This window comes from Bradyrhizobium sp. NDS-1 (genome assembly GCF_032918005.1).
GTDB lineage: Bacteria > Pseudomonadota > Alphaproteobacteria > Rhizobiales > Xanthobacteraceae > Bradyrhizobium > Bradyrhizobium tunisiense.
This window is the reverse complement of record NZ_CP136628.1, coordinates 39,184-58,929: the sequence shown is the minus strand read 5'-3', so window position 1 is coordinate 58,929 and position 19,746 is coordinate 39,184. Positions and strand designations below refer to the sequence as shown.

General features: G+C 64.8%; 17 protein-coding genes. 1 reads left to right on the top strand and 16 read right to left on the bottom strand.

Annotated elements, in window-relative coordinates:
* Window positions 1-17: 17 nt before the first annotated feature.
* The 9 genes from RX330_RS00245 to rimP form a co-directional block, all read right to left on the bottom strand.
* Window positions 18-749, bottom strand: coding sequence for a superoxide dismutase (locus tag RX330_RS00245; protein WP_317241665.1), 732 nt, complete (start codon window positions 747-749; stop codon window positions 18-20).
* A gap of 207 nt (window positions 750-956) precedes the next feature.
* Entirely contained in the window at window positions 957-3,113 is a 2,157-nt protein-coding gene (gene pnp / locus RX330_RS00240; RefSeq protein WP_317241664.1) for a polyribonucleotide nucleotidyltransferase, read from the bottom strand.
* A gap of 379 nt (window positions 3,114-3,492) precedes the next feature.
* A complete protein-coding gene (rpsO, locus tag RX330_RS00235; protein WP_008131787.1) occupies window positions 3,493-3,762 on the bottom strand; it encodes a 30S ribosomal protein S15 in 270 nt (89 codons plus the stop codon).
* 2 nt (window positions 3,763-3,764) lie between these two features.
* Complete coding sequence (gene truB, locus RX330_RS00230) at window positions 3,765-4,901, bottom strand: tRNA pseudouridine(55) synthase TruB (protein ID WP_212083412.1); 1,137 nt, start codon at window positions 4,899-4,901, stop codon at window positions 3,765-3,767.
* Complete coding sequence (gene rbfA, locus RX330_RS00225) at window positions 4,898-5,332, bottom strand: 30S ribosome-binding factor RbfA (protein ID WP_212083414.1); 435 nt, start codon at window positions 5,330-5,332, stop codon at window positions 4,898-4,900. The genes truB and rbfA overlap by 4 nt, the downstream gene beginning before the upstream one ends.
* 156 nt (window positions 5,333-5,488) lie before the next feature.
* On the bottom strand, window positions 5,489-8,194 hold the full coding sequence (infB, locus tag RX330_RS00220; RefSeq protein WP_317241663.1) for a translation initiation factor IF-2: 2,706 nt from the start codon (window positions 8,192-8,194) through the stop codon (window positions 5,489-5,491).
* A 70-nt stretch (window positions 8,195-8,264) separates the two neighbouring features.
* A complete protein-coding gene (locus tag RX330_RS00215) occupies window positions 8,265-8,948 on the bottom strand; it encodes an RNA-binding protein (protein ID WP_317241662.1) in 684 nt (227 codons plus the stop codon).
* A gap of 23 nt (window positions 8,949-8,971) precedes the next feature.
* On the bottom strand, window positions 8,972-10,582 hold the full coding sequence (nusA, locus tag RX330_RS00210) for a transcription termination factor NusA (RefSeq protein ID WP_018319418.1): 1,611 nt from the start codon (window positions 10,580-10,582) through the stop codon (window positions 8,972-8,974).
* A gap of 2 nt (window positions 10,583-10,584) precedes the next feature.
* Window positions 10,585-11,340 (bottom strand): ribosome maturation factor RimP, encoded by a 756-nt coding sequence (gene rimP, locus RX330_RS00205; RefSeq protein ID WP_212083420.1) that lies wholly within the window; start codon window positions 11,338-11,340, stop codon window positions 10,585-10,587.
* A gap of 360 nt (window positions 11,341-11,700) precedes the next feature.
* Here rimP and RX330_RS00200 point away from each other — a divergent pair, with 360 nt between their 5' ends.
* Entirely contained in the window at window positions 11,701-12,783 is a 1,083-nt protein-coding gene (locus RX330_RS00200) for a DUF2336 domain-containing protein (RefSeq protein ID WP_317241660.1), read from the top strand.
* Between the two features lie 74 nt (window positions 12,784-12,857).
* On the opposite strand, the gene trmB is transcribed toward RX330_RS00200, so the two are convergent.
* From trmB to RX330_RS00165, 7 genes are all read right to left on the bottom strand, one after another.
* Entirely contained in the window at window positions 12,858-13,568 is a 711-nt protein-coding gene (trmB, locus tag RX330_RS00195; protein WP_317241659.1) for a tRNA (guanosine(46)-N7)-methyltransferase TrmB, read from the bottom strand.
* Window positions 13,565-14,722 carry a M20 family metallopeptidase gene (locus RX330_RS00190; RefSeq protein WP_317241658.1) on the bottom strand — a complete coding sequence of 386 codons (1,158 nt, stop codon included), beginning with the start codon at window positions 14,720-14,722 and terminating at the stop codon, window positions 13,565-13,567. Before RX330_RS00190 ends, trmB begins: the two co-directional genes overlap by 4 nt.
* A gap of 84 nt (window positions 14,723-14,806) precedes the next feature.
* On the bottom strand, window positions 14,807-15,220 hold the full coding sequence (locus RX330_RS00185) for a helix-turn-helix domain-containing protein (protein WP_028139513.1): 414 nt from the start codon (window positions 15,218-15,220) through the stop codon (window positions 14,807-14,809).
* 220 nt (window positions 15,221-15,440) lie between these two features.
* Complete coding sequence (gene lnt / locus RX330_RS00180; RefSeq protein ID WP_317241656.1) at window positions 15,441-17,054, bottom strand: apolipoprotein N-acyltransferase; 1,614 nt, start codon at window positions 17,052-17,054, stop codon at window positions 15,441-15,443.
* Complete coding sequence (locus tag RX330_RS00175) at window positions 17,051-18,169, bottom strand: hemolysin family protein (protein ID WP_249153196.1); 1,119 nt, start codon at window positions 18,167-18,169, stop codon at window positions 17,051-17,053. The genes lnt and RX330_RS00175 overlap by 4 nt, the downstream gene beginning before the upstream one ends.
* A gap of 1 nt (window position 18,170) precedes the next feature.
* A complete protein-coding gene (ybeY, locus tag RX330_RS00170) occupies window positions 18,171-18,680 on the bottom strand; it encodes an rRNA maturation RNase YbeY (RefSeq protein ID WP_212083436.1) in 510 nt (169 codons plus the stop codon).
* Window positions 18,681-18,741: 61 nt separating this feature from the next.
* Window positions 18,742-19,737 (bottom strand): PhoH family protein, encoded by a 996-nt coding sequence (locus RX330_RS00165; protein WP_212083438.1) that lies wholly within the window; start codon window positions 19,735-19,737, stop codon window positions 18,742-18,744.
* Window positions 19,738-19,746 lie beyond the last annotated feature (9 nt).

The following is a 19,746-nucleotide window of genomic DNA, read 5'->3' as shown; positions in this document are numbered from 1 at the left end:
GTGGTTCTGGATTGTCTTCACACCCCGAGTGAGCCCGCCTTCGCCGCTGCGTAGCGTTCGCCGACGACTTTCCAGTTCACCGTGTTCCACCATGCCTTGAGATAATCGGCGCGACGGTTCTGGTAGTTCAGGTAATAGGCGTGCTCCCAGACATCGTTGCCGAGCAGCGCGCGTTTGCCGTCCATCATTGGATTGTCCTGGTTGGGGCGGGTCTCGATCGCGAGCTTGCCATCCTTGCTGACCGTCACGAACACCCAGCCCGAGCCGAACACGCGTCCGCCGGCTGCGTTAAAATCGGTCTGGAATTTCTCCATGCCGCCGAGGTCGCTCTCGATCGCAGCAAGCACGGCGCCTTCCGGCCTCCCGCCGTTCGGTCCCATGATCTGCCAGAACATGGTGTGGTTAGCGTGGCCGCCCATGCTGTTGCGGACGCCGGTGCGGATCGCTTCCGGCACGGCGCCGAGGTTGCCCAGCACGTCGCCGATCGGCTTTTCCGCGATCTGCGGATTGTCCTTCGCGAAATTGTTGAGGTTGGTGATGAACGCCTGGTGATGACGATCGTGATGGATTTCCATCGTCCTGGCATCAATGTGCGGTTCCAGCGCGTTGGCCGGATAAGCCAGCGGATCGAGCTTGAACGGCCCGGTGGGCGCCGCGGCGGCCTGCGCGAACACGAGGCGCGGGGCGGCCACGGTGGCGGCGAGGCCGGTTGCGGTGAGCATGAGTCGGCGCCGGGATAAGGATGACATCTGGTTCTCCTGTCTGGGGGCAATCCGCCGATAGAGCACGCGGCGGTCCGGACAGGTACGCAGCAGCAGCCATCGCCGGTTCGATCCCAGTCATTGTGACGCTGCGGCGGAATCGCGCATTGCCATTCCGATGATGCCGGCCGCAGGCGGCCCACGAAAAAGGGCGGCCCTGCGGCCGCCCTTCGTATTTCCGTATTGTCGCGAGACTTACTCGCCGGCGGCTTCGCGCGGAGCCTTCTCGCTCTCGCCGCCCTTGCCTTCGAGGTCCTCGCCGGTGGTCTGGTCGACGACCTTCATCGACAGGCGGGTCTTGCCGCGGTCGTCGAAGCCGAGCAGCTTGACCTTGACCTTGTCGCCTTCCTTGACGACGTCGGAGGTCTTCTGCACGCGCGACGAAGCGAGCTGGCTGATGTGGACGAGGCCGTCCTTGGAACCGAAGAAGTTCACGAAGGCGCCGAACTCCATCACCTTGACGACGGTGCCGTCATAGATCTGGCCGACTTCCGGATCGGAGGCGATCGACTTGATCCACTTGATCGCGGCCTTCATCGCCTCGCCATCAGAGGAGGCGACCTTCACGGTGCCGTCGTCCTCGATGTTGACCTTGGCGCCGGTCTTCTCGACGATTTCGCGGATCACCTTGCCGCCGGTGCCGATCACTTCGCGGATCTTGTCCGTGGCGATCTTGAAGGTCTCGATGCGCGGCGCGTATTCGCCGAGCTCTGCGCGGGCGTTGGTCAGCGCCTTGGCCATCTCGCCGAGGATGTGGATACGACCATCCTTGGCCTGCGCGAGCGCCACCTTCATGATCTCTTCGGTGATGCCCTCGATCTTGATGTCCATCTGGAGCGAGGTGATGCCTTGCTCGGTACCGGCGACCTTGAAGTCCATGTCTCCGAGATGGTCCTCGTCGCCGAGGATGTCCGAGAGAACCGCGAAGCGCTTGTCTTCCAGGATCAGGCCCATTGCGATGCCCGCGGTCGGCCGCTTCAGCGGCACGCCGGCATCCATCAGCGCGAGCGAGGCGCCGCAGACCGAAGCCATCGAGGACGAGCCGTTCGATTCGGTGATCTCCGACACTACGCGCGTGGTGTAGGGGAATTCGTGATGCGGCGGCAGCACCGGGTGGATCGCGCGCCAGGCCAGCTTGCCGTGGCCGATCTCGCGGCGCTTGGTGCCGCCGAGGCGACCGGTCTCACCGACCGAGTAGGGAGGGAAGTTGTAGTGCAGCAGGAACGTCTCTTTGTACGTCCCCGACAGCGCGTCGATGTACTGCTCATCCTCGCCGGTGCCGAGCGTGGTCACGACCAGCGCCTGGGTCTCGCCGCGGGTGAACAGCGCCGAGCCGTGCGCGCGGGGCAGCACGCCGACTTCGGCGATGATGTTGCGCACGGTCTTGGAATCGCGGCCGTCGATGCGCTTGCCCGTGTCCAGGATGTTCCAGCGAACGATCTTCGCCTCGAGCTCCTTGAACACGCCGGAGATGCGCAGCTTGTCGTATTTCGGCTCCTGCCCTTCGGGGAAGTAGTGGGCGATCACCTTTTCCTTGACCTTGCCGACCGCGGCATAGCGATCCTGCTTGACCGGAATGGCGTAGGCGGCGCGCAGTTCCTGCTCGACGAGGCCGAGCATTTCCTTCTCGAGCGCGGAATTGTCGATCGTGGTGACTTCGCGCGGCTCCTTGGCGGCCTTCTCGGCGAGCTCGATGATCGCGTTGATCACCGGCTGGAAGTGGCGGTGACCGAACATCACGGCGCCGAGCATGATGTCTTCGTTCAGTTCCTTGGCTTCCGATTCCACCATCAGGACGGCGTCGGCCGTGCCGGCGACGACGAGGTCGAGCTGGGTGTCGACCATCTCGTCGAGCGTCGGGTTGAGAATGAACTCGTCATTGGCGAAGCCGACGCGAGCCGCGCCGATCGGGCCCTTGAACGGTGCGCCCGACAGGGTCAGCGCCGCCGACGATGCCACCAGCGCGACGATGTCCGGGTCGTTCTCCATGTCATGCGAGAGAACGGTGACGATCACCTGGGTCTCGTTGCGCCAGCCGTCGACGAACAGCGGACGGATCGGACGGTCGATCAGGCGGGAGACCAGCGTCTCCTTCTCGGTCGGACGGCCCTCGCGCTTGAAATAGCCGCCGGGAATGCGGCCCGCAGCGTAGGTCTTTTCCTGGTAGTCGACGGTCAGCGGCAGGAAGTCGACGCCTTCACGCGGGGCCTTCGCCGCGACGACGGTGGCAAGCACCACGGTCTCGCCATAGGTGGCGACGACGGCGCCGTCGGCCTGGCGGGCGATCTTGCCGGTTTCCAGCTTGAGAGGGCGTCCGCCCCAGTCGATCTCGACTGAATGCTTATTGAACATAGATGTCTTCTTTCATGGGTTCTCGAAAGAAGGGACGGCTCTCGAAAAACAAAAACCATGCGCAAGATTGCGGGGCGCTGATCGAAGCGGGTGATCAGCGTCCTGCGATCCTGCCATGGTTTTTGGATTTCGGATGGCGTCCATCCTTTCGGGTCATACGGGCGCCTTGCCCGTTGTGCCCAGCCGCCGGATTGCTGCTGGACTTTCAGTCGGCACGAATGCGAACACCGAACCTCGGTCTCCGCCGATCGTGCCCCGGATGCCAGCCTTCAACGGCTCGCATCCGACGTGCGCGCAGCCTCGATCAAAAAGCCTAAAATAGACGCTTTCGTTCGAAGCCGCGTGCGAAAACGCGCGCCGTTGGCGCGCGTAAGAACTGTTAGCGACGAATGTTGTGCTTCTCGAGCAGCGCCTTGTACCGCGCTTCGTCCCGCTTCTTGAGGTAGTCGAGCAGCGAGCGGCGGGTCGAGACCAGCTTCAAGAGGCCGCGACGCGAATGGTTGTCCTTCACGTGGGTCTTGAAATGGTTGGTCAGGTTGTTGATGCGTTCCGACAGGATCGCGACCTGAACCTCCGGCGAGCCGGTGTCGCCGGCCTTGTTGGCATTCGTCTTGATGACTTCCGCTTTGCGTTCTGCGGCAATCGACATCGTCAATTTCTCTCGTTGCGACCAGTTGAGGCAGTCAAGCCGGTCAGGTTGAACACACGCTTGGGGATGATTTCGCCATTGCCGACTTCAGCAAGCGCGAGAAGCCGGCCTGCCACCGTGACATAGACTGTGCCGCTACAAGTGGGCGCATCCCGTCCGCGCAACAAAACGGCCTGGCCCCGATGGAGCCTTGCCGCATCAGCCCGAGTGACGGCCAGTGCCGGGATGTCGTCCAGCGCGGTCTCAACGGGCATAAGCGCGTCCGCGAGGCTACCCTCGCCGGACGCGGCTCTATCGCACAAAGCCTCCAGCTGATCCAGCGGAATCATGTCGTTTTCGCCAAATGGGCCGACCAAGGTCCGCCTGAGGGCGCAGATGTGGCCGAAAGTGCCGAGAATCCGGCCCATATCGCGGGCTAGCGCCCGGACATAGGTGCCCTTGCCGCATTCGGCCTCGAACACGGCCCGGTCGTTATCCGGTTGATCCACAAGGGCTAAATGGTGGATCTCGACCGGACGGGGCGCCAGCTCCACGACCTCGCCATCGCGGGCGAGGTCGTAGGCGCGCTCGCCCTGGACCTTGATCGCGGAATAGCGCGGGGGGATCTGCTCGATCACCCCGGTGAAGCGGGGCAGGAGGGCCAGGATGGCCTCCCGGGTCGGACGCTGGTCCGAGGTCGCGGTCACCCGGCCCTCGATATCGTCGGTGTCGCGCTCCTCGCCCCAGCACACCGTGAACTGGTAGCGCTTGCGGCCGTCCATGACGAAGGGAACGGTCTTGGTGGCTTCCCCCAGCGCGATCGGCAGCCCGCCCGAGGCGAGCGGATCGAGGGTGCCGGCGTGCCCGGCGCGCTTGGCGTTGAACAGGCGCTTGAGCACCGCAACCGCCTGTGTCGAAGTCATGCCGATCGGCTTGTCGAGCACGACCCAGCCGTGGACGTCGCGCCGGTCGCGGCGGATCTGGCTGCCCTTCTGCCTGGTATTGGCACGCGGATCGTTGTTGACGCGGCGCGGCTCCTGATGCGGCTGCGAATCGCCGCCCGGGCTCGCAAAATTATCGTCCGCAAAATTTTTCTTCTGCACGTCGCGCTGATCGGCCTGTTCGCCGCTGACCGTGTCGTGAGCCGGGTCCATCGTCATCGTTCTTCTTCCCGATCCGTGTCCGGATCCTGTTCGAGATCCTTCTGCACCGCAGGTGTTCTCAAAAGCTTCTCGATCCGTTCCGCTTCGTCGAATCGCTCGTCGACGCGGAAGCGAAGGTCAGGTGCAAATTTCAGGTTAACGCGACGCGCGACCTCGCCGCGCAAGAACTTCTTGTTGCGTTCGAGCGCAGCGATGACGATCCCGGTGTCGCGGCCACCGAGCGGCATCACATAGACGGTTGCGAGCTTCAGGTCGGGCGACATCCGTACCTCCGGCACGGTGATGATGTGACCTTCGAGGTCCGCATCATGCACATTGCCTTGCGCCAGAATCTCGGCCATCGCGTGGCGAACCTGCTCGCCGACGCGCAACTGACGTTGCGAGCCTCCGCCCGGTGCGGAACTCTTCTTCTGATGATGGCGTGGCATTCTCGAAAATCACCTCGTCATGCCCGCGTTTGGGACACGGGCATTGTCATTTGTCCTGTTGAAACGAAGAGGGGTGGATGGCCGGAAAAAATCCGGCCATCGCACTCCCGCAATTTCAGCTCAAAAAGATCCTGACCGCTTCGGTAAGATTTGGACTTACAGGGAGCGCTGGATCGTCTCCACGCGGTAACACTCGATCACGTCACCGGCGCGCATGTCGTGGTAGTTCTCGAAGGCCATGCCGCATTCCTGACCGGACTGGACTTCCTTCACTTCGTCCTTGAAGCGCTTCAGCGTCGACAGCTTGCCCTCGTGCACGACGACGTTGTCGCGGATCAGGCGCACATTGGCGCCGCGTTCCACGGTGCCGTCGGTGACGCGGCAGCCGGCGACCTTGCCGACCTTGGAGATGTTGAAGATCTCCAGGATGGCGGCATTGCCGAGCATGGTTTCGCGCAAGGTCGGCGCGAGCAGGCCGCTCATCGCCTTCTTCACGTCGTCCACGAGATCGTAGATGATGTTGTAATAGCGGATCTCGATGCCGTTGCGCTTGGCGGCCGCAGCGGCCTCCTTGTTGGCTCGAACCGAGAAGCCGATGATCGCGGCGTTGAAGCCTTCGGCCAGCGTCACGTCGGATTCCGAGATGCCGCCGACGCCGGCATGCAGGATGCGGGCTGCGACTTCGTCGGTACCGAGCTTCTCCAGCGAGCCGAGGATCGCTTCCAACGAGCCCTGCACGTCGGCCTTGATGATCAGCGGGAATTCCTTGCGGCCCGCGGTCTTCAATTGCGACATCATCTGCTCGAGCGAGCCGCGCATGCCGGAGATCGAGGCAGCCGCGTTCTCGCGCTTCTGGTGCGCACGATAGCTGGTGACCTGGCGGGCGCGGGCTTCGTTCTCGACCACGGCGAGACGATCGCCGGCTTCCGGCGGACCGTTGAAGCCGAGCACCTCGACCGGAACCGAGGGACCTGCTTCCTGCACGGTCTCGCCCTGATCCGAGATCAGTGCGCGGACGCGGCCCATCTCGGCGCCGGCGACGATGATGTCGCCGACCCGGAGCGTGCCGCGCTGGACCAGCACGGTCGCGACCGGACCACGGCCGCGGTCGAGCTTGGCTTCGATCACGGTGCCTTCGGCCGGGCGTTCCGAATTGGTCTTGAGGTCGAGGATGTCGGCCTGGAGCGCGATCATCTCGAGCAGCTTGTCGAGATTGGTCTTGTTCTTGGCGGACACCTCGACGTCGACGACTTCGCCGCCGAACGATTCGACCTGAACCTCGTGCTGGAGCAGCTCGGTGCGCACGCGCTCGGGCTTGGCGTCGGGCTTGTCGATCTTGTTGATGGCAACGATGATCGGCACCCGCGCCGCCTTGGCGTGGTTGATGGCTTCGATGGTCTGCGGCATGACGCCGTCATCGGCCGCAACCACCAGCACGACGATGTCGGTGACCTTGGCGCCGCGGGCGCGCATCGCGGTGAACGCGGCGTGACCGGGCGTGTCGATGAAGGTGATCTTCTTGCCGCTCTCGGGCGACAGCACCTGATAGGCACCGATATGCTGGGTGATGCCGCCGGCTTCGCCGGAGACGACGTTGGCATGGCGGAGCGCGTCGAGCAGCGAGGTCTTGCCGTGGTCGACGTGACCCATCACGGTCACCACCGGCGAACGCGTCTCGGTGTCGGTGGAATCGTCGATGGCGTCGAACAGGCCTTCTTCAACGTCGGACGCGGCAACGCGCTTGACGGTGTGCCCCAGCTCTTCGGCGATCAGCTGCGCGGTGTCGGCATCGATCACGTCGGTGATCTTGTGCATCGCGCCCTGCTTCATCAGCATGCGGATGACATCGACCGCGCGCTCGGCCATGCGGTTGGCGAGCTCCTGGATGGTGATCGCTTCCGGAATGACCACCTCGCGGATGAGCTTTTCCTTCGGCTCGTTCGCTGCGTGGCCCTTCAGGCGCTGGGTGCGGCGGCGGAACGAGGCGATCGAGCGCTCGCGGACCTCGTCGGCATTCAGCGCGGTAACGACCGTCAGGCGGCCGCGCTCCTTCTGCGGGCCAGGCTTGTGGGTGGGCTTGGGGGCGACCACCGGACGCGCGGCACCGCCGGGACCGCGACGGATCTGGCGAGGACCATCGTCCTCATCCGGTCCGGCCGCGACCGCAGGAGCGCGACCCAACGGGCCGCCTGCCGGCCGCGCCGTGGTCGTTCCGGGCCGGGCGGTCGTGCTTCCCGGGCGTGCCGTCGTGGAGGCACCGGGGCGCGCTGCGGGCGCGCCGGGGCGCGGCGTGGAAGCGGCCGGGGCTGCCGCCGCGGGGCGCGGCGCCGATGGCGGCTGCTCGCCTTCGCCAAAGCGCTTCTTGGCCTCGGTCTCGGCCTTGCGCTTGGCCTCGTCCTCGTGACGGTGGCGCTCTTCCTCGGCCTTGCGGCGGGATTCAGCGGCCTCGCGGTCGGCGCGTTCGGCAGCCTCGCGGACAGCGCGGCGCTGGGCCTCTTCCTCGGCCTGGCGACGCTCTTCGACTTCGCGCACCTTGGCATCGGCCAAGGCGCTGGCGCGGGCGGAACGTTCGTCCTCGGTCAGGGTGCGCAGCACGACGCCGGAGCCGGCGTTGCGCGGCGGAGCCGGGCGCGCGGGGGCGGGCGCAGGCGCGGCTGGTGCCGGCTTCGCAACAACCGTGGGAGCCTGCGGCTCGGGGCTGCCGTCGATGCGGCGCTTGCCGCGCTTCTCGACCACGACTTGCTTGCTGCGGCCATGGCTGAAGCTCTGGCGCACAGTGCCCGTTTCGACGCGCGGCTTGAGCGATAGCGTCTTGCTCGGAACGCTCAGCTTCTTGTCGTCAGGGGTCTTGGTATCAACCATTCAGCAGTCCTAATCCTGATTTATCAGTGTTGTGCGTTGCCGCACCGTCCAATTGGGTCGTCGTTGTCTCTCAGAAATCCTGGCCGTGCTTTTCGGCAGTCTTGTCATCGTCCGCCATCCGGTATCGGACCAGCATCTGGCTACGTGACAGGAATGACTTGCTCGCCGGGCCCGCGAGCACGGCAGCATGTATCACATTTGACCGGGTCAGTGCCAAATCCAATTCTATCGATTTCAGTGCGGTGATGACGGGAATCTGCGGCTTGGCGCCGCGATTTCCGGCATTTTGACGCGCCAGCATGTCCAATTTGCGGATTCCGTCCGCGGCCCCGTCGCTGGCGTGGATCAGGACCTCGACCGTGCCTTCCCCGAGGGCGCTTTCGACCTTGCCGAAGCCGGCCACGACCTGGCCGGCCTTGGCAGCGATCCCAAGGGCTTCCGTCACGCTCCGAACCAGGAGCGCTTCGATGTCGGCGGGAAGCGTCTGAGGGATGCGCAGCTCGCGCTTGAAGGCCTTGCTAAATTGGTGACGCCGCACGGCTTCCGCAACCACCCCGCGGGAGGCTGTGAGCCACATGCCGCGTCCGGGCAGCTTGCGCTTGAGATCCGGAACCACGTCGCCTTGTGGCGAAATGACGAAGCGGATCAGCTCGTCGATCGGCCGGACCTGCCGACTGACCGCGCACATCCGCATGGTCGCGGACCTTTCGGTCCGCGGTCCATGGTCGAGTTCGAGGTCAGTATCGGTGAGCATCCGGGCGACATCCTCCTTCGCCCTTAAGCCGGCTGATCTTCGGTCGCTTCAGCCTCTTCTGCGGGCTTGGCGAGATCGGCCTCGGTGATCCAGCCGGCCTTGACGCGGGCCTGCATGATCATCGCCTCGGCATCGTCACGGGAGATATCGATACCGTCGAGGGCGCCCGGGAACTTGGTCTGCTCGCCGCCTTCCTTGCGCTCGGTCCAGCCGACCAGATCGTCGGTGGCGCAGCCCGCGAGGTCGTCGACCGTCTTGATGTCGTTCTCGCCGAACTTCACCAGCATCTTGGAGGTGACGCCGGGCACGTCCTTGACGGCGTCCTCGACACCGAGCTCCTTGCGCCTGGCCTCGATCTCCGCTTCCTGCTGCTCGAGATATTCGCGAGCGCGGCTCTGGAGTTCCTGCGCGGTCTCCTCGTCAAAACCCTCGATGCCGGCGAGTTCCTTGAGGTCCACCATGGCGAGTTCCTCGACCGAGGTGAAGCCTTCCGACGCCAGCAGCTGGCCGACCACTTCGTCAACGTTGAGCGATTCCATGAAGACGCGGGTGGAGTTCTCGAAGTCGGCCTGGCGGCGCTCCGATTCCTCCTGCTCGGTCAGGATGTCGATGTCCCAGCCGGTGAGCTGCGAGGCCAGACGCACGTTCTGGCCGCGGCGGCCGATCGCCAGCGAGAGCTGGTTGTTGGTATCGGGAACGACGACCTCGATGCGCTCGCGGTCTTCGTCGATGACGACCTTGGACACTTCGGCCGGCGCCAGCGCGTTGACCACGAAGGTCGCGATGTCGGGCGACCAGGGAATGATGTCGATCTTCTCGCCCTGCAATTCGTTCACCACGGCCTGCACGCGCGAGCCGCGCATGCCGACGCAGGCGCCGACTGGATCGACCGAGGAATCGCGCGAAATCACGCCGATTTTGGCGCGCGAGCCGGGATCGCGAGCGACCGCCTTGATCTCGACGATGCCGTCATAGATCTCCGGCACTTCCTGCGCGAACAGCTTCGCCATGAACTGCGGATGGGTGCGGGAGAGGAAGATCTGCGGACCGCGGGTCTCGCGGCGGACGTCGAAGATGTAGGCGCGGACACGGTCGCCGTTGCGGAACACCTCGCGCGGCAGCATCTCGTCGCGGCGGATGATGGCTTCGCCACGGCCGAGGTCGACGATCACGCTGCCATATTCGACGCGCTTGACGACGCCGTTGACGATGTCGCCGATGCGGTCCTTGAATTCCTGATATTGCCGGTCGCGCTCGGCCTCGCGGACCTTCTGCACGATGACCTGCTTGGCCGACTGCGCGGCGATACGGCCATATTCCAGCGGCGGCAGCGTGTCGGCAATGGTGTCGCCGACCTGGGCGCCGGGATTGGCGCGCTGCGCGTCCACCAGCGAGATCTGGTTGGAATGGTTTTCGACCTTCTCGACCACCAGCATGTGGCGAGACAGCCGCAGCTCGCCCTTCTTCGGGTCGATCTCGGCGTGAACGTCAGTCTCACTGCCGTAACGCGCGCGCGCCGCCTTGGCGATGGCATCCTCCATCGCCGCGATCACGATGCCGCGGTCGATCGATTTCTCGCGCGCGACGGCATCGGCGATCTGGAGCAATTCAAGTCGATTGGCGCTGACTGCCATGGCTAGTCTCCTTGGTCAGGATCGATCTCGCCGCGCCGCGCGCGGTCGGCGGCAAGACGATGTTTCTTGGTGTTGGTCGGTGCCGGCTTCTTCTTCGGCTTGGTGTTCTTGGTGATCTTCGCACTGATCTCCGCGTGCGGTGCAGCCGGCGGCTCCAGTCCGAGATCCCTGCGCATCTTGCGCTCCTCGGCCTTGCCGCGGCGCATGGATTCGGCGATCAACTCGTCGGTCAGCACCAGGCGTGCCTCGCCGATATCTTCCATGGTCAGGAGAACGTTGGCTTCGTCGCCCGGCTTGACGTCGTCGCGATGCAGATGCACGCGATCGCCTTCGACGGGACCGATCCTGCCGCGGAACCGCTTGCGCCCCTCATGGGCCACCGCCATCTCGATCTTCACCAGATGCCCGGAATAGCGCTCGAAATCGGAACGGCGGACCAGCGGCCGGTCGATCCCCGGCGAGGAGATTTCCAGGCGATAGGCACGATCGATCGGGTCGGCGACGTCGAGCACGGGCGAGAGCGCCCGCGAAATCGCCTCGCAATCCTCGAGCTGCATCGAGCCGTCCGGTCGCTCGGCCATGATCTGCACGGTGCAGCCGGCCTCTCCGGAAATGCGGATCCGCACCAGGCGGTAGCCCATGCCCTCGAGCACCGGTGCTGCGACCGCGGACACCCGTGCCGCCACGCCCGGCTCGACAACGAGTCTCGGCTCGGCCAGCAATTCGGCGTCCGTGGAACCAGGGTTCGGTTCGGTCATGTCCAGGGTCAGGCGCTCGATGGTTAAGGCTTAACTAAGATTTCAAAGCCCGCTTCGGAACTCTCCCGACACGCGTCGGGCCGCATCTTCCGCCAAGCCGCATTCAGGTAACAAAAAAGAGCGGGTCCTTTCGGGCCCACTCTCACTACGCGGATCGTATGAGAAGATGAATTGGCGTTGATATAGCGCTTTTGATCCCCCCGGACAAGGCCCATCGCGGGCCAAACGAGGCTTTTTGCGCCCGATTCGCGGCCTCCCCGGGCCTAACGCTTCTTTCACCTCGGAAGGCTAAATTCCCTGATTGTGGGGCGGCTTGGACCAGGGCGCACCCGCGGCGTGCCCTGATCGAGTTGCGCTTTCATGACCGTTGCCACGTCGCTCATTACCGGACTGGACGACATCGTCAAACGCGGCGATCCGCGGCGACGCGGCGAGATCGCGCGCGCCATCTCCGAATTGTTCTTCCAGGATTCCGCCAATCTTCGTCCCGAGCTCATCGATCTCTTCGACAATCTCCTGATCGATCTCGTCCCACATGCCGAGCTCGCCTCGCGCATCGACCTGGCCGAGCGCTTCTCGCACCTGAACAACGCGCCGCCGCATCTGGTCAATCAACTCGCGCGCGAAAACGAGATCATGGTGGCGGCCCCCGTGCTGCGCCGCTCGCCCGTGCTCGATGACGCAGCCCTGGTCGAGATCGCGCGGCTGAAGGGCCAGGGCCATCTGCTGGCGATGACCGAGCGGCCCGCATTGTCGGCCGAGATCACCGACGTGCTGGTCGAGCGCGGCGATCGCGACGTGGTGCGCCGCGCCGCCGGCAATGCCGGCGCAGTGTTCTCGCCGGGCAGCTATTCCGAGATGATCAAGCGCGCGGCACAGGACGGCGTCTTGACGCTCAGGATCGGTCAGCGCAACGATCTTTCGGGCGAGCACCTGAAAGAGCTTCTCGACGGGACGCTCGACGTCATCCGCCGGCGCCTCTCCAGCGTGGTCAACCCCGCGCGCCAGCTCGAGATCAAGCGCGCGATGGCGGCGATCGAGGAAGCCGCGCTGCCGCCGGGTCCGCGGCGCGATTTCTCCGGGGCACAGCGCACGGTACTCACCTTGCATCGCGAGGGCCATCTCGGCGAGAGCGCGCTGCTCGGCTTCGCCAAGGCGAACAAATACGAGGAATCGATCGCGTCGCTCTCGGCGATGTCCGGCGTCCGCCTTTCGGTTCTCGACCGCCTGATTTCAGGCGACCGCTACGATCCGATCCTCATCATCGGTCGGGTGCTGAATCTGGGCTGGCCTACGGTGCGCGCGCTCATCCTGCTCTGGTACGGTCCGCACCGCACGCCGGCCGATGCCGACATCGAGGGCGCGCGCGTCAACTTCACACGCCTGATGCCGACGACCGCCGAGCGCGTCGTGAACTTCTGGCGCAACCGGCAGACGATTTAATCCAGGTCCATGTCTTACGTCGTCATAACCGGGACAAGCCCGGACATGACGATCGCGGAGGGCGTGCACAAGATCTACACCCGCCTGAACCGCAGATACGCCGCCTTGCGTCCTTCGCGCGCTGCCTTCCGGCCGTAGCGGGTCATGGTGTATCCGGCCCATGGTTTCCTGAAGTCGTCGGCACGTTCGGCAAGCCAGACGAAATCCTGCGAACGCGCAAGATGCGACAGCGTCCACGCGCAGTAATCGTCGATGTCGCAGACGAAGCGGAATTCGCCGTTCGGCTTCAGCACGCGCGCCATCGCGGCGATCGTCCTGTCCTGGACGAAGCGGCGTTTCCAGTGCCGCCGCTTCGGCCAGGGATCGGGATGGATCAGGTCGATCCGGGATAGTGATGCCTTCGGAAGCCAGGCCAGCAGTTCGGCAGCATCGCCCGCGAACAGGCGGATGTTGCCGACGTTGGCGGCCTCGATCTGCGCGAGGATCTTTGCCATGCCGTTGACGTAAGGCTCGCAGCCGATGAAGCCTGTCGTGGCGAAGTTCTGTGCCTCGGCCGCCAGATGCTCGCCGCCGCCGAAGCCGATCTCGAGCCGCACGTCTTCGGCCGCGAGGCCAAAGATCTCGCGGGCATCCGCCGGCGTTTCACCCTCGATGTCGAGGGCAAGATGCGGCAGCAGATGATCGACCAGCTCGGCCTGGTGCTGCCTGAGCTTGTGGCCCTTGCGGCGCCCGAAGAAGGCGCGTTCGCGGTCCTCGCGATCGGGGTCTGATTTGCGCTCGCTCATCGCAGCGTCTGATACAGGCGATGGAGCAGCCGCGCGCGCGGTGCGAGCGACGAGATATAGAGCTGCTCATAATGGGTGTGCGCGCCCTTGCCGTCGACGCCGAGCCCGTCGAGCGTTGCGGTGTGGGCGGCGGTGAAATTGCCGTCCGAGCCGCCGCCGGTGTGGGTGTCGATCAGCTCGAAGCCGATCTCGCTGGCGAGCGTCTTCGCATGCTCGTACAGCGAAGCGCCTGCGTTGCTCTTCTCGTAAGGCGGTCGGTTGAGCTCGCCCGTGACCTTGACGGTGACGCCGTCGGTCTTCGACGTGAGCGCGAGGATCTTGCCGACGAACTCGTCCGCATCCTTGAGGCTCAGCACGCGCAAATCGACCTCGGCATAGGCCTCTTCCGGCGTGACGTTGGGGCGCGTGCCGCCGCGCACCACTCCGACATTGACGGTGACGCCGCGTTCCAGGTCGTTCATCCCTTCCAGCGCCAGGATGACGTTGGCGAGCTCGCGGACGGCGCTGCGGCCGTCTTCGGGCCGGGTGCCGGCATGCGCCGGTACGCCCTTGACGAACACGCGAAAGCGGCCGACGCCCTTGCGTCCGGTGACAATCTTGCCGCCGTCACGTGCCGGCTCCGTCACCAGCACGTATTTGGCCCTGCGTCCTTCCTGCTCGATGAGTGCGCGCGAGGTGGGGCTGCCGATCTCCTCGTCGGAGGTGAACAAATGCGTGATGCCGAGGGGCGAACGATCGCCGCCCGCGCAGAGCGCCTGAAAGGCGTGAAGGGCGATGTAGGCACCGCCCTTCATGTCGTAGATGCCGGGACCGAACGCGACGTCGCCTTCGACCTTGAACGGCAGGCGCTCGATGAATCCGAGGGGATGAACGGTATCGAGGTGGCTCAGCACCAGGATGCCCGGCCTGTCATGGCCCCAGTTCGACCGCGCGATGAGATGATCGCCGCAGCCATCGACGCCGGCGACGCGCTCGAGCGTGACGGGCAGATCGCGGTATTGGTCCGCGACCACAGAGATCAGCTTGTTGACCTGTTCAGGCGCTTCCGTCGGCGTCTCGACCTCCACCCAGCGGCGGATGCCATCGAGAATAGTTTGAGAATCGAACCAATTCGAGTTGGCCATGGACGCATCTGTGCCTTTGAATCGCATCATCGAAGCGGACGCGCGTCAAAGCGCGGCCTTGAATGACGACATAGGCCAGATTTGACGCGGTCTCAAATCGCTATCGAGGTCGTATCAGCGCTTGTCGGGCCCTTCGCGAGCCGCGATCTGCTCGACGAGATCGACGATCGAGCGGCGCATCTTCGAGTCGGTGATTCGCGTGAACGCCTTGGTCAAGGCAAGTCCTTCGGAGGTCGCGAGAAAGTCCGACACGTAGGAGGGCGAGGCGCCTTCGGCGAAGCCGTCCGGACCCGGCACGCCGCTCGGACCGCCTTCGAACAGGAAGGACACGGGGACCTGCAGAATCTCGGCGATTTGCTGGATGCGGCTTGCGCCGACCCGGTTGGTGCCCTTCTCGTACTTCTGTATCTGCTGGAAAGTCAGGCCCAAAGCTTCACCGAGCTTTTCCTGACTCATGCCCAACATGATGCGGCGCATACGCACGCGACTGCCGACATATTTGTCAACAGGGTTGGGCGCTTTCGACATTTCCCCAGTCCTCCAAACACCACCTTCAGCGCAATCAACCGGAGTGCGTCAGGTGCAAGCAACGTCAAATCAAACCCTCTTATTGGGAAACATTGCGGAGAAATTTAGCAATGCCCACTGTCTTTTGCAGTCGGTGCAGAATGGGGAGCCCGTGTGCAGTCTGTCAACCGTGGACTGCGGTTGTCAAAAGTTTCCGGCTACCTCCGCTGCGACGGTGCGATCAGCTCTGCAGCTTGGTAACGCGTCGGCGGACCGCCAGGATCACCGCAAGCGCGACGAGCATGGCTGCGGGCGCGTCACCCACCCGTGCGTAGACGGTCGGCGGGATCGCGGCCGGCAGGTTTGCATCCAAAATGCCTTCGATGCCGAGGCCGAGGCTGGCGACGTTGCGGCCCACCGGATCGATCACGGCGGAGATACCGGTATTGGCGGAGCGAACCAGCGGCAATCCGAGTTCGATCGCGCGCATCCGCGACTGCTCCAGATGCTGATAGGGGCCGGTCGAGATGCCGAACCAACCATCATTGGTGAGGTTCACGATCCAGCCCGGACGCTCGTTGCGTCCAGCCACTTCGCCGGGAAAGATGGCTTCGTAACAGATCAGCGGCAGCGCGGGCGGTGCACCGGGTACCGGCAGCGCGTGTCGTACCGTGCCGGGAATGAAGCCGCCGCGCACACGCGTCAGTTGCTCGAAACCGAGCTTCTCCATCAGTGCCTGGAAGGGAAGAAATTCGCCGAACGGCACCAAATGCAACTTGTCGTACACTGCGAGCACGCTGCCGTCGTGATCGATCACGTAGATCGAATTATAGGCACGCGTGATCGGCGTGCTCCGGGGCAGGTCGGGCGCGCGGACTGACCCCGTGATCAGTACCGTGCCCTTGGGCAGAAGGTCTGCAATCTGAGCCATCGCGTCGGCTTCGCGAGTCAGGAAGAACGGAAAGGCGGATTCCGGCCAGATCAGGATGGTGGCATCGCGCACGCCGGTCGATTGCGGACCCGAGGCGCGGTCCGACAACGCCAGGTATTTCTTCATCACCTCCGCCTTGGCGGCGTAGTTGAACTTGGCGTTCTGCTGGAGATTCGGCTGCATCAGGCGCAGCTTGGCGCCCGATACCATCGTGGTCGGATGCAGCGACAGGCGGATCGCGCCGAAGATGCTCATGACGATCAAGAGTGCGATTGCCGCCGCCGGCACGCGCCATGGCAGGCGGCGATCGGGCGTGCGGTCAATCAGGGTCGCGGGGCTCGCGAAGATCGCAACCGTCAGGAACGTCATGCCCCACAGTCCGATCAGCGACGCCGCCTGCGCCAGCGGCAACGGCTCGGAGAGCGCATAGCCGAACGCGTTCCAGGGAAAGCCGGTCAGGGCATGGCCGCGCAACCATTCGCTCAACGTGAGGCTTGCTGCGAGCGCAAGCACCCGCGTGGCGTCCTTGGTCCAGAGCAGGCGTGCCAGCGCAAAGCCAATGGCCGTGAAGACGGACAGATAGGCCGGCAGGCCGAGCACGGCGAACGGCGTCAGCCAGGCGAACACATCGGCATCGACGAAAAAGGCGTAGCCGATCCAGTAGAGGCCGGGCACGAAATAGCCGAGGCCGAACCAGTAGCCGGTCAGTGCCGCGGCCGGGACGCCGCCATGGCGTCCCGCGCCAGTGCCGTCGATCAGCCAGACCAGCACCGGGAAGGTGATGAACAGCACCGGGAAGAGGTTGAACGGCGCCAGTGCCAGCACCGACAATGCTCCAGCCGCCATCGCGATGACGGCGCGCTTCCATCCCCAGGCGAGGATGATGGCAAGCGCAATCTGCCGAAGTCGCTGGAACGGACTCACTGTTGGCCCGTCCCGTCGCTTGGCGGCGGGCTGGGCGTGTCGCTGGCGGGCGATTGACCGCTGTCCGTCGCGGCTTCGCGACGCCGGCTCTCGCGCTGGGTGCGCGGGGCGGGACGTTCTTTGCGCGTCGAGATGCGCAGCCGCTTGACGCGGCGCGGATCGGCATCGAGCACCTCGACCTCGTAATTGCCGGGGCCCGAGATCACCTCGCCGCGCACTGGCAGACGCCCGACGAAGCTGACGAGATAGCCGCCCAGCGTCTCCACCTCCTCGCCGGCTTCACCGGTGACGAAATCCTCGCCGATCACCGAGCGGACGTCGTCGAGGCTGGCGCGAGCATCGGCGATGAAGGCGTTGTCGGGCAGGCGCACGATCGAGGGCGGCTCGTCGCTGTCGTGCTCGTCGTCGATCTCACCGACGATCTGCTCGACGATGTCCTCGAGCGAAACCAGGCCGTCGCTGCCGCCATATTCGTCGACCACCAGGGCGAGGTGGATGCGCGTGGCCTGCATCTGCGCGAGCAGGTCGATCGCCCGCATCGACGGCGGCACGTAGAGCAGCTTGCGGATGATACGCGCGTCCTCGAGCGGCAGCGCAAGGTCCACGGCCTTCAGATCGAGCCCGGCGGGCAGCGGTTTCTTGCGCTTGGTCTTGGTGGCCTCGGACACGCGCGCCCGCGCGGTCATGAAAGCGAGCAGGTCGCGGATGTGGACGATGCCGACGGGATCGTCCAGCGTCTCATTATAAACGACGAGGCGCGAATGACCGGCGCTCTCGAAGCGGTCCATTAACTCGCCGAGCGGGATGTCGCGCTTCACCGCGACGATGTCGGCGCGATGCACCATGACGTCGGCGATGCGGCGCTCGTGCAGGCCCAGGATGTTGCGCAGCATGGTGCGCTCGACCGCGGAAAAGCCGGTGTCGTCGGGCGTCGTTGCGTTGAGCACGACCTGGAGGTCTTCGCGCACCGATCCGGCCTTCCAGCCGAACAGCGTGCGGATGGCGCGCAGCAGCCATCCTTCCGCGGTCGGGCGCATCACCTCGCCCTGGGTCACGACGGCGGGCAGATTGGCCGTGTTGCGTGGGTTGTCCTGAATAGGGTCGGAATCCGGCATCTCAGTGCGTCCCTGCGCGGTCTGCATAGGGATCGGGAATTCCAAGGTGAGCCAGGATCTGCGTCTCCAGCGCTTCCATCTCCTCGGCGTCGTCCTCGTTCTCGTGATCGTAGCCGATCAGATGCAGGAAGCCGTGTACGGCGAGGTGGCTCAAATGGTGGTCGAACGGCTTTTGTTCCTCGTCGGCCTCGCGCCGCATGGTCTCGTAGGCGATCGCGATATCGCCGAGCATGCGCGGCGCATCACCCGGCTTCCACTCGCCCTCCGGCTGGAGCGCGGGAAACGATAGCACGTTGGTCGGCTTGTCGATGCCGCGCCAGTTGCTGTTGAGGGTGCGGATGCCGGCATCATCGGTCAGCATCACGGCCACTTCCGCGTCGGCAACGTCTTCGTCGACACTCTCGGCGGCGGCCGCAACGGCGCGCTGGATCACGGCTTCGGAATCGGGCTCTCGCTGCCAGCAATCGGCGACGACGAGGACTTCGGTCATGGGAAGGTTGGGATGGGACATTGTGCTGTCTGGGACGAAAGGGCGCATTGTCCGCGCCCCCAGGGGTCCCGCTGTTGCCTCGTCAGGATTGGCCGGCGACCGGCCGCTGCGGCGAACCTTCGTAAGCGGCGACGATCCGCGCCACGAGCTCGTGGCGGATCACGTCCTCGGCTTTGAAATGAACCTGGGCAATTCCCTCGACGCCGCCCAGGAGGCGGGTCGCTTCGGCCAGGCCCGAGGTCTGGCCGTTCGGCAAGTCGATCTGCGAGGGGTCGCCTGTCACGATCATGCGGCTGTTCTCGCCGAGGCGCGTCAGGAACATCTTCATCTGCATCGACGTGGTGTTCTGCGCCTCGTCCAGGATGATGGCGGCGTTGGTGAGGGTGCGGCCGCGCATGAAGGCGAGCGGCGCGATCTCGATCTCGCCGGTCTGCAGCGCACGCTCGACGATGCGTGCATCCATGAGGTCATAGAGCGCGTCGTAGATGGGACGAAGATATGGATCGACCTTCTCGCGGAGATCGCCGGGCAGGAAGCCGAGCCTCTCGCCGGCTTCCACCGCCGGACGCGACAGGATGATCTTGTCGACCTCCTTGCGCTCGAACAGTTGCGCGGCATGCGCGACCGCAAGCCAGGTCTTGCCGGTGCCGGCGGGGCCGATGCCGAACACCAGCTCGTGACGCTTCAGCGCGCGGATGTAGGAGTCTTGAGCGGCCGTGCGCGCGCGCACCGGGCGCTTGCGCAGATTGATGCTGTCGAAGGCCGATTTGGCCGATTTGGCGTCGAACTCGAACAGCGAGCCCTGGGCGATGACGGCGCGGATCGCGCCTTCGACCTCGCCCTGGTCGAGGTCCTGTCCCTTCACGGCCTGGGCGTAGAGCACCTCCAGCACGCGGCGTGCGGCGTCGCAGCCGTCGCGCGTGCCGCCGATCGTGATGTGGTTGCCTTTGGAATCGACGACGACACCGAGCCGCCGTTCGATCTGCGCCAGATGCTGGCCGTAGGGGCCGACCAGCGCGGATGCGGCACGGTTGTCGTCGAAGTCGATGACGACCTGGGTCTCGGGCGGAACTTGCATGTCGCGGTC